This window comes from Mesonia mobilis DSM 19841, assembly GCF_000423405.1.
Classification (GTDB): Bacteria; Bacteroidota; Bacteroidia; order Flavobacteriales; family Flavobacteriaceae; genus Mesonia; species Mesonia mobilis.
The window spans coordinates 35,735-47,010 of the sequence record NZ_AUHX01000016.1 but is presented as its reverse complement, the minus strand read 5'-3'; the positions used below and the strand labels follow the sequence as shown (position 1 = coordinate 47,010).

Sequence of the window (11,276 nt, the reverse complement as noted above, 5' to 3'; positions counted from 1 at the left end):
AGAGATAAAATCAATGATCATTAGACTGTAGTAGTCCGACAAATACCACTTCTTACCTTATTCTGCCAGACTAATAGAAAATAGTAGGTTACTAGCATAAAAACATTGATAAAAGAACAAATGATATTTGCAAATATTCCTTGAGACATTAGTTTAGAATAGATTTAATTGAATATCATTTTGAATGTCCGTAATGCATCATAAAATGTTTCGTCTCCCTGAACTTGATTCAGGGTCTCATCTGATAAGCTTTGATTTTTAGCATTATATGAGATTCTGAAATAAATTCAGAATGACGCAGAAATTAATTATTACAAATAACGGATAATCAATAATATCATTATTTCTATGCAAAACTCAATAATCCTTTTCAAATCATTGGTTTTCGCACACGCAGCTGTAACATACTCACTACTATTCTTATGCACAGCATTAATAAAAAAAGGCACTAGCCCAAAAAGCTCCACCCCATAATACTCAGATTTCACCACAAACTTGAGAGGCAATTTCACAAGCAACATACTTTTAATTAACCTAAAAACTTTACTGGAATTTAGACGGAAACACTGTTTAACCAAAAAAATGAACGTGATTCTTATCCGATCTGATCCTATTTCAAAAAAGTGAACTTCATATCTACCCTGAATTTCGATACATTTTCTTTTTTAATTTTCAATCAACTTTTGAATTCAACACGAATCGACGAAATTCCTCCATTGAACACACCAAATGCTATAATAACAAAGACTCATTATGACTTTTACGAAAATGTCTACTCGAGCAGATTACTATTTTCACCCGAAACGTATTTATCTCCATTGAATAAAAAAGCCATAGTTGTTACTATGGCTTTTTTATTCAATTTTCGAAATGGATATATCTATAGATTATTTTACACAAAGATCATCATCAATTAGCCTTACCAAAACTTATAGAAAGGCTTTTTTGTATCATTATAAACATAACCGTAGCCGTAGCCAAAATTCGTATCACTTACCACTCCGTTTAAAACTAAAGCTATATGATTTAATTTCTTCTTATTATTCACTTCTTTTATGTGATGTAATAATTTTTTCTCTGTAAGCCCTTGCTTAACAACGTAAACCGTAACATCTGCATACTTAGAAATCAAAAAAGTATCGGTCACATAAATTGTGGGAGCAGTATCAACAATTACATAGTCATAAATAGACTTCACTACATCGATCAGCTCTTCAAATCGGTTTTCTACTAATAATTCTGCAGGATTAGGAGGAACGCTACCAGATGATAAAATATCTAAATTTTTAAAATCTGATTTATCCTTCTGAATAATCGAACGGATATCTAAATTTTCATTAAAAAGATAATCTGAAACCCCCGGTAAATTTCTATCAAAATCATAATACATATGTATTTGTGGATTTCTTAAATCTGCCCCAATTAAAAGCACTTTTTTGTTAGAAGAGGCAATTACCCTAGCTAAGTTATTTGCAGTAAAAGTTTTTCCTTCTCCTTTAATCGATGAAGTAACATAAATCACCTTACTATTAACCGTTGCTGGATCTTGATTCTTCGAAAACTTCAATTGATGTAATAAATTTGTTCGAAAAATTCTAAACGCCTCCGCTAAAGCAGATTGATCATTTCTTTTCAGCATCTTGGGTTGTGAATTAGACAACTGAGGAACTTCTCCGAAAACTGAAAGACCGGTTAACTCTTTTTCAATTTCAGCTCGATTATTCACCTTTGTATCTAGTAAAAATTTTAAATATAAAAAACCGAAAGGCAACCCTAGCCCTATTAAAAATGCTCCTAATAAAATCATATTTCGCTTAGGAGAAATAGGGGTTGAACCAGTGTAAGCGAAATCTACGATTTTAATAGTTGGTGAAGTGATCGCATAAGACAACGCCGCTTCCTCTCGCTTTTGCAGTAAGAATACATATAAACGTTCCTTAATTCCTTGCTGACGTAAAATTCCCTTTAATTCTTTTTCGACTTGAGGAAGGTTATTAATTTCACCGGTATACCTTCCTTCCCTAGATCTCAATCGCTGGTATGAAGTGGTTAAAGCTTGCAAATAAGTCTTTAAACTCACTAAAATATTATCCTGAATTCTATCTAACTCTTCATTTAGCTTCAACACCATCGGGTTTTCTTCTGTCGACGAAGAAAGTAAACGGTTTCTATTACTTATTAGCTCATTATAGGTATTTGTAAGTCGATTAACAGACTCACTTTCAATACCCAAATTAGCAGGCAGTAATGTATACCCAGATTGATTGACTAATAAATTTCTAAAATCCTTAGAAATCGCTAATTGTGTTTCAATATTAAATTTCTCAGATTCTGAAGTTGCCTCTTTCGTAAATAATTCTTCTACGCTAGCTTCAACATTCACCACGCCTCGATCTTTTTTAAACTCGACCAAACCGGACTCTACAGTATCTAAGTCTTGTACCAATATTTTTAAACGCTCTTCTACAAACTCTTTGGTTCGTTTAGAAATTAATCGCTTATCTTCTACCCCATCCTGATTAAAAACCTTTACAAGCGTATTTAAAATGGTTTCATTTCGAGTTTTATTTGCACCTTTAACACTTGCCCTCAGTACATCACTCTTATCTCCAACCGCTTCAATACTAATTTCATTTGAAAGCCGTGACAGCAATGAATTTCTATCAATTTTATAGATCTTATATTCATCTGAATTATTAATTTTATGGTTAAACACAGTAGGTTTAATTATAAAATCTTCATCAAATTCTCGTATAGTATCATTTAAAGATGCTAAGACTGAAATATTCCTTTCATCATTATGAATTTCGAAGCTATTATTAGCTTTAAATCTCAAACTAAAATTAAATGTAGCTGTTGATCTTTCTTCAACATCATTTTCTATATACTCAATCTTAAATGGTATTTCTTCACCAAATAGTAATTCATCTCGCAAACTCCCTACTTTATACACAGTGGTCGTCAGCTGTAAACTATCGATAACCCTTCCTAACATTCTTCTTGATTTGAAAATCTGAATTTCATTTTCAAGATTCACTTTACTGTAATTGAATAAGGTTGTAGAAGCACTTAAACCCGACAAATCAACACCACCTTCATCATCTTTCAACACCTTAACCGAAGTAGAAGTTTGATAAATTGGAGTCGAATATTTAAGATAAAATACAGCAATAAGAATAAATATAATCACTGATATTAAAAAGTAAGGCCAATTTTTTAAGTATTTGAAAATCAAAAACTTTAAATCTTCATTTTCTTCTTCTGTATATTGGCGTTGATTTTCAGCATTCATCATAAATCAATTATCTAAAGATTAAAACCGCAGCACTCATTACAATAGACACCACAGAAATTAAGTTCCCCACGTTACCTATAAAACCTGCAGATTTAACCCGAGGATTATTAGGCTCTACATATACCATATCGTTTTGCTTAAGAAAATAATACGGAGAATTCATCCAATCTACAGAAGTCAAATCAATACGCTTAGAGGTAATTACTCCCTGATTATTTCTAAAAATCAACACATTCTTTCGTTCTCCCTGAATGGTTAAATCTCCAGCCATCCCTAATGCCTGTGGAAGTGTAACGGTTTCTTCTGAAATCGTATACGTTCCTGGTGCTTTCACCTCTCCCATGACCGTAAACTTAAAATTCAATAAACGTACCTTCACTTCTACATCTTTCACAAAACTTGAAAGTTTTTCTTTTAATAGAACCTGTACTTCTTGGGTAGTCTTCCCTTCAACAGCGACTTCGCCTAAACCAGGATAATTAATTACTCCCTCTTTACTTACCAAATAACCTTCCAGCTTCAATAATTCGATTTGTCTTGCTCCGGTTGATCCCGTTAAACTTTTTTCAAATTGAAAAGGCATTAAACTTTCAGGCTCTAAAGCCGTTAAATCTATTTTCAAAATATCATTCACCTGTATTTCCGGATGGTGATAAATACTATCAATATTAATTTCTGGTAAGCTCTCTGCATCTTGAAATTGAACTACATTTTTTCGTGAAGCACAACTTACTAAAAACAAAACACCTACGAATAGCAAAAGTTTTTTCATAAAAGCAAATATAAGTAAGTTTTATAGTTAGCAAAGTGATAAATCATTAATTAGAAAAATTACAATTAACCGCAAAATAATCTATAAGCCGTAAAGTCCTTTGAAACCATAAATAATATATGTACTTTTCGATTTTATTAGCGTCCAGTGAAGATTTTTAAATACATAAAACAAGGGCTTATTAAAATTGCCCGAAGAGTTGTAAAAAATTACGTCTCAAGATGGATTATTTTCTTAATTGATCTTTTTCTTTGTCTTGTTGCCGCAAACGGCGCGTATTTTTTAATCTCTACGGTTGACTCTTCTCCTTCTAAAATATTTTATCTTACTTGGGAATTATTAATTCTATTGGTAATTCAATCTTTCTATTTTGTTATTTACAAGTCTTATATGGGCTTGGTTAGGTATTCTAGCTTTAAAGATGCTATAAAGCAATTGCAAGTAACTATGAGCTGCGCTCTTACAGTTTTAATATTTAACAGAATAGATTATTACTTTTTTGAACACAAACTCATCGTAGATGCGGGGGTTTTTATTTACGGTTTTATAGCTTACTCACTACTATTTTTCTTTCGTATTGTAGTTAAACGTATTTATGAAATTTTAAATGCAACCCAAAAACCATCTACAAAAGCTTATATTTTAGGCACTTCGTCTTCTGATGTGGCGATGGCAGAAGGTTTAATATCGCAAAATTCTGGCTCCTTTGATATTATTGGTTTTATAAACCCGACTAAAAAAGAATCTAAATCACATAACCGTATTTTTAATCTTCCGATCTATGATCTTAAACAAGTAAGAGATTCTACTCATTATGCAAAATCGATCATTGTAAGTGATAATAAACTAAAGGAGTTACAAAAATCTTCAAATACCATTATTACCGATTTTTTAGAATTAAAAATTAAAATTTACAAACTCCCCAAATTACAAGACTGGGATCACACCGATTTTAAAAATCTGAAAGCAATTAATATTGAGGATTTACTTCAACGAAACCCTATTAAACTAAATAACAAAAAGTTATTCAAAATTTACAAGGATAAAACAATTTTAGTAACTGGAGCGGCAGGCTCTATAGGCAGTGAAATTGTAAGACAATTAATAAATTTCACTCCTAAAAAAATAATTCTTTTAGATCAAGCAGAGACTCCTTTACACGAATTAAAACTTGAACTTTTAAAATTACATCCTACTCTAAATTTTGAAACGATTATCGCAAACGTTAGAGACAAGAGCAGACTCCAAGAGGTATTCATAACTCATACTCCAGAAGTAGTTTTTCACGGTGCCGCTTACAAACACGTACCGATGATGGAAGCCAACCCTCTAGAGTCTTTAAGTGTTAACTTTAAAGGAACCAAAAATATTTCAGATCTATCAATGGCTTATGAAGTTGAGCGATTTGTTTTCGTTTCTACAGACAAGGCTGTCAACCCAACCAATATTATGGGGGCTTCTAAAAGAGCTGCAGAATTATATATACAATCACTAGCAAGCAATCCTGAAAATAAAGTTTCATTCATTACCACCCGATTTGGAAATGTTCTTGGGTCTAACGGCTCAGTAATCCCCCATTTTAAAAAACAAATTGAAAATAACGGCCCGGTTACTGTCACTCACCCAGAAATAACACGCTATTTTATGACGATTGATGAAGCTTGCCAATTAGTGCTAGAAGCAGGAGCTATGGGTAAAGGAGGCGAAATTTATGTATTCGATATGGGGTCTCCTATTAAAATTATAGATCTCGCTCAACATATGATCCGATTAACAGGCTTAGTTCCTAACCAAGATATTAAAATTGAATTTACTGGTTTACGTCCTGGTGAAAAGCTATATGAAGAATTACTCGCAGACAAAGAAACTACACTTGCTACTCATCATCAAAAAATAATGATTGCCAAGTCTTCTTATGAATTTGATATTTCTAAAAGTTCACTCTTAGCTGAATTGGAAGAATTCATCAACTTAAATGAAAAAGAACGAACTATAAAATCTTTAAAATCTTTGGTTCCTGAATATATAAATTACTCTTCAAACGAAACACCATCAACTAAAAAACAACAACGCATCTATTAACTTTTTGCTTCATAACTAAATCACTCTGCACTAAAAGTGCAGAGGTTGGTACTGACTAAGGACTGAAAGTCCTATTATTTAAAAACTGTCAACACGAAATATTTCAAGCAACTTATACATATTTTTTCGCATTACTAAAGTACTGCAATAAAATTGCAGGGTTTTAAACCCATTTCTGAGACCAATAAACATTTCAAGATCAGGTAACTTACCCCATAACTATTTTAGTTATTTTTGTGAAAAATTAACCAATCTAAGATGCACAACATTACCAAAACGCTAATTACGTTCTCCCTTTTCGCAATTGGCTTATCTTTTCCATCATATAGCCAATCACCTACAGATCCTGCCAAAGGCTTTAATGTTTTTATTGAAGAAAATGCTACATTAGCTACTAATGAAACCGACGGACCGCTAGCTTTAGGAAAAGATTTAACCTTACAAGGCAACTATCAAGTCGCCACCAACCATACCGGTAATTTTGAAGTTGGCGGAAATAACATAGGATTACTTGTTGGCGGTAAAGTGAATTACAATTCAGGAAATGCACTTCAGGTCAACCAAAACACATATATTAAAATTGGAGACGGCCAAGGTTCTTACGTTTGGTATTACGATCAAAATAATGCCGCATCTCCTATTCGTATTACGCCTAATAGTAACTATAATTCTTCTCCAAAAATTATGTTACAAGCAAATTCTAATCAGTTAAATGTTGGCGTAAACAATAATCCCGTTTTCGAAGGTAATCTCGTAGATTTTGCAAGTGCCTTTCAAGAAATGCGTACTTTATCTTCAAGTATTGCTCAGTGTACAGAAAACGCTCAACTTACTAATCCTAACGGACAATCAATACCAACAACCAACCTACCCAATCAGGTAAAGATCAATCTACAGAACGGCATCAATTACCTAAATGTTACCGGTAACGATTTAAATAATGTACAAGTTTTCACCTATAACCATCAACCAAGTGCTTCTAAAGTACTTGTTATTAATGTAGATGCTGCCGGTACATTTAACTGGAATGTATGGAATCAAGCCGGAATTGGTTTACAAAACTGCCCGTATATTCTTTATAACTTTTATAATACAACCACCTTAAACATACAAGGAAACTCAACGATCGAAGGTACTGTTTACGCGCCATTTGCAGACATTGTAAAAACAGTAAATCAATCGAATATCGAAGGGCAAGTTATCGGTAGATCTTTAATCCATAGTGGTGGTGAGATGCATTACGCGGTTTTTGAACCATCTTTACCGGGTTGCGCTCCGGTAGCTGGAGTTCCGCCAACGGCAGATTTCAATATTAACGCTACGCAGCAATGTTTTAACGACCAAGAATTTATATTCGACAATACTTCACATACAGAAAGCACCAATCAACCTGAAGCTCCTTTTTCTTATCATTGGGATTTTGGAGATGGGACCACAAGCTCTTTAATGTGCCCAACAAAAACTTATGCCGCTGCAGGAACTTACACGGTTACACTTACCACGACGAACACCTATGGTTCAGACACAAAAACTATTCAGGTTGAAGTTTTTCCAACAGTAGAAGCTGTGGTTACCGCAACGACTATCGCTAGTGGTTCTGGAGTTGTCACTAAAGAATTTGTACTTACGAACAGTAACCAATTCAGCAATTATTACTGGGAAGTTTCTAACGGAAATAGCAACTTTTTCCCAAACCAAAATACGGTAACTTTCGATTTTACAGAAGCAGGATATTTTGAAGTTGATGTACATACTACCGACAATAACGGATGCGAAAACACTACAACCATTCCTGTAACGATCGAATCTGACGAGGTAAATACCGGAAATGACGGTGGTTTAGAAAGTGAAAGCTTAGGTGATGCCGTTGCAAGACAGTACCTACAACGTAAGAAAAAAAGTGTTCCTACGAAATTCAATAAAGCTGAGGCAGCTCAATTCAACAAAAAGGCACTTACTTCTAAACTAACCCATCGTGGACAAAGCGGTCTTACGTTATTAGAAATGTTTCCGGAAGAATTAACACCCGGCAATATTGCGAATATTTCTTCACCTACAGACATTTTAGATTATACGGTTGCCGACGAAGTATTAAGTGTAGATTTTTCTGTTGAAGAAAAAACTAAAGGAGTTGTTTTAGGCATCAAAACCATCGACGATGTTTACAACCATACTAAAGCTTCTTGTGACCGATTAAAAGGAGCTGAGATTTTAACTATTCAACAAAAAAATATTGAAGGTTATCATTTCATTATGCAAGCCATCAAGCAAAGAAACGGAGTTACCGAATATGCTATTTCTTTTGCAGTTGGTGAAAATTTAACAGACGACTTTTACAGCCTGCAAAGCAATTGGTATGTAAATGGCTACTTCAACTCAAATGAGGTTTATAATTTTCAGGTATGGTCTACAAAACCGGATTACACCGTAAAATTGGTTGAAGATATTTTAGATAACTTAAATGCTTACCAACCGGTAATCCAAAACGAAGAAGAAAAGCTGCCGCGCACTTATGCCGCAAAAGTTTCTCGTGACAATACACTTTTAAATTTAAAGCTGAAAAGTACCCAACTTGATAAAAGTGTAGAAATTGATATGGATGAAGTTTATAGTGAAACTAACGGTTTTGCGCTGCGTTACAATCCGTTTAAATCTGAAGCTGTTCAAAACATTAGCATCGACATTAAAGATGGTTACGAATACGACGGAAGAATTAGGGTTGATGGTGAAATTCAAGATGTATTCTATCACGCCGATGGTAACTGGGGCTTAGATTACGACGCAACTTATACCACGATTGAAGAATATAGGGTTTCTAACAATTTTGAAAGAGTTTACGAAGAAGATCAATTAGCTGTTCATAGAAATGTGCGTATCAAAGCGCATAGTGAATATGATTACCTAACGCTTTATAAATCTTTATTACCGGGAAGTTTAGCTGCCGATTATAGCGATTACAATTACCTTACGTTTACAGCAAAAGGTAGCGGCTTATTAGAATTAGGCTTAATTAAATCTTCGATCGACGATTGGAGCAAACAATACAAAGCCAATATAAATGTAGAAAGTAGCGAGCAAACTTATTACATTCCATTTGAGTTTTTCACTTCTACAGGAACTAACCAAAAGCTCACAGCAGACGATCTCACCATGCTTAGCTTTACCTTTTTACCCATGGAAGCAGGAACGAACGATTTAGATCTTACGATCGAAAATGTAGCTTTTGCAAAAACAGCTCCATCTGGTTACGAAGATTTATTACTGAATATGAGTAATGAGTTTATTGTTTACCCAAACCCTTCACACGGAGAATTAAATTGTCTTTTATATAGTGAAGAAAAATCTTCTGCAGAGATTAGTTTGTTCGACATTACCGGTAAACAAGTCTATGTACAAAAAATGAATTTAGAAGAAGGAAGAAACGACCTTCGCATTACTCCAAATGTGGGAACCGGAGTTTACTTTTTAAAGATTAACAGTGAACAAACCAACTACGGGGTTTCTAAAATACTTTTTCAGTAAGAGGTAAATTCAACTACCATTACTACTGAATAAAAAGAGCTATCTAATTTACAGATAGCTCTTTTTTATTTTTTAAACACAACACGTTGCACAAACTCATTTTTGGATGTTGAGTGAGCAATTGTTCGTTTTCTAAAATTGAAGTTTCTTTAGGATTGGTGACTTTTAATTGAAAATAAGGCTGAAGTTTTCCGCTTAACCTCCCGATCGCAGAGGCAATTTGTTTAGATAACCAAAATTCATATTCTTCAGGGTTTTGCAATTGAAGAAAAATTTTTTCTACATATAAAGCTTTTTGCAGCCCTTCTAACTGTAGCGCTTCTTTGGTGTTTTTATAAAAGTCGACCAGGTCTTCCTCATTATATTCATCCCAAAAATAAAATGCCAAGTAAAACGCAACTTCTTCTTGAAAAGGGTATTTTTCTTCAACCTCTTCCGCAGAAAAAACAATAATCGTGTACGGTAAAGTTCCCAAACTAGGATACAAAATCGTTTCCCTAATTAATTGTTGCAGGTAGTTCAAATTTACTTTAGCGGCCATAAACGGGTAAGGTATCTTCTACTAATAATTCACTCAATCGTTTAAAACGTTCTTGGTAAAGAACAGTGAAACTAGCGGTTTGATGTTCATATAGATCTTCGCGCACAATCGGGATGCTATAAGGCAAAGTCCAGGCACGTAAATTAGCAACAATCGTTCGTAAAGCATCGATTCCTGTAGCAGCATTGCCGCCATAAGCCCAACAAATTAAACCGACGACTTTTGATGTTAAATAAGGAAAATTTTCTTGTGCACTTAGCACTAACCAATCTAAACAATTTTTCATGGCACCAACCATCCCGCCGTGATAAAGCGGAGTTAACCGAATATGGCGATCACACTCACGAAAAATTTCTAGCATTTGCTTTACAGCCGCCGGAGTTTCTTTTATGCGAGGATCAAAGAAAGGAATATCGTGCGCCGCAAGTCGAAAAACAACAACTTCAAAACCTAAATGTTCTAAATGATTTTTGAGGTAATCGGTGATTTGTTCAGAAGTATCTTGTGCAGAACTCAAGGTTCCGTTAAAGAGTAAAACTTTCATATTATTTCTTTTTAAAAACTACTTTTGGTAATCCCGGCTCGCCATACATTAATGTTTTTACGATAGGCATAAGTTGTAAAGCGGCCGTGAGATAAATGGCTTCGGGAACTTCTGCCGACGCTTTTAAAGTTACTTTCTGATCTTTATAGGTTGAAAAATCTTCATCTCTAATAGCGTTCTGTCATTTTTTATGCTGAATTGATTCCGGCTTTTCTAAACTAATTTCTAGCGCAATACCTTTTAACTTTTCAGCAAATATTAAATACGCCCACTGCGGAATAATCGCATCGGTGGTACAGGTTAAACACACGATCTTTTCAGAAAAAACCGACCAGTCAAATTGTTGCATAGCAGCTTTAAACTCTTTTTCAATAAGAATTAAACCTTCGTGTAGAAATTGACTTATATCTAAAGTTTCTATATCAAGTTCAGGCTGAAGTTCCAGTAAATTTAGCTCGTAGATCCCCGCTTCTGCCACTCGATTACGGATGGGCAAATCACTCATAATATATGTTGAATT

Annotated in this window: 6 protein-coding genes and 1 pseudogene; 2 read left to right on the top strand and 5 right to left on the bottom strand. The window is 34.1% G+C overall.

Features of this window, described 5'->3' with window-relative positions; translation table 11 throughout:
- Positions 1–919 precede the first annotated feature (919 nt).
- Complete coding sequence (locus G551_RS0111385) at positions 920–3,292, bottom strand: GumC family protein (protein WP_051191381.1); 2,373 nt, start codon at positions 3,290–3,292, stop codon at positions 920–922.
- A gap of 10 nt (positions 3,293–3,302) precedes the next feature.
- On the bottom strand, positions 3,303–4,067 hold the full coding sequence (locus G551_RS0111380) for a polysaccharide biosynthesis/export family protein (protein ID WP_027885697.1): 765 nt from the start codon (positions 4,065–4,067) through the stop codon (positions 3,303–3,305).
- Between the two features lie 447 nt (positions 4,068–4,514).
- Here G551_RS0111380 and G551_RS15760 point away from each other — a divergent pair, with 447 nt between their 5' ends.
- Both G551_RS15760 and G551_RS16250 read left to right on the top strand, forming a co-directional pair.
- A complete protein-coding gene (locus G551_RS15760; RefSeq protein WP_229797309.1) occupies positions 4,515–6,149 on the top strand; it encodes a polysaccharide biosynthesis protein in 1,635 nt (544 codons plus the stop codon).
- 258 nt (positions 6,150–6,407) lie between these two features.
- The gene (locus G551_RS16250; protein ID WP_051191379.1) at positions 6,408–9,671 is read left to right on the top strand and encodes a collagen-binding domain-containing protein; all 3,264 of its coding nucleotides are present in this window, start codon (positions 6,408–6,410) and stop codon (positions 9,669–9,671) included.
- A 43-nt stretch (positions 9,672–9,714) separates the two neighbouring features.
- Here G551_RS16250 and G551_RS0111365 read toward each other — a convergent pair whose 3' ends face one another.
- From G551_RS0111365 to G551_RS16840, 3 genes and pseudogenes are all read right to left on the bottom strand, one after another.
- A complete protein-coding gene (locus G551_RS0111365) occupies positions 9,715–10,212 on the bottom strand; it encodes a hypothetical protein (protein ID WP_027885696.1) in 498 nt (165 codons plus the stop codon).
- Positions 10,202–10,756: an NADPH-dependent FMN reductase gene (locus G551_RS0111360; RefSeq protein WP_027885695.1), complete on the bottom strand. Its 555-nt coding sequence runs from the start codon at positions 10,754–10,756 to the stop codon at positions 10,202–10,204. The genes G551_RS0111365 and G551_RS0111360 overlap by 11 nt, the downstream gene beginning before the upstream one ends.
- Position 10,757: 1 nt before the next feature.
- Positions 10,758–11,261, bottom strand: a pseudogene (locus tag G551_RS16840) (DUF2480 family protein).
- Between the last annotated feature and the right edge of the window lie 15 nt (positions 11,262–11,276).

Coding starts and splice junctions, on each gene's coding strand:
- G551_RS0111385 (WP_051191381.1), bottom strand. CDS start 3,292: ATGAATGCTGAAAATCAACGCCAATATACAGAAGAAGAAAATGAAGAT.
- G551_RS15760 (WP_229797309.1), top strand. CDS start 4,515: ATGAGCTGCGCTCTTACAGTTTTAATATTTAACAGAATAGATTATTAC.
- G551_RS0111380 (WP_027885697.1), bottom strand. CDS start 4,067: ATGAAAAAACTTTTGCTATTCGTAGGTGTTTTGTTTTTAGTAAGTTGT.
- G551_RS16250 (WP_051191379.1), top strand. CDS start 6,408: ATGCACAACATTACCAAAACGCTAATTACGTTCTCCCTTTTCGCAATT.
- G551_RS0111365 (WP_027885696.1), bottom strand. CDS start 10,212: ATGGCCGCTAAAGTAAATTTGAACTACCTGCAACAATTAATTAGGGAA.
- G551_RS0111360 (WP_027885695.1), bottom strand. CDS start 10,756: ATGAAAGTTTTACTCTTTAACGGAACCTTGAGTTCTGCACAAGATACT.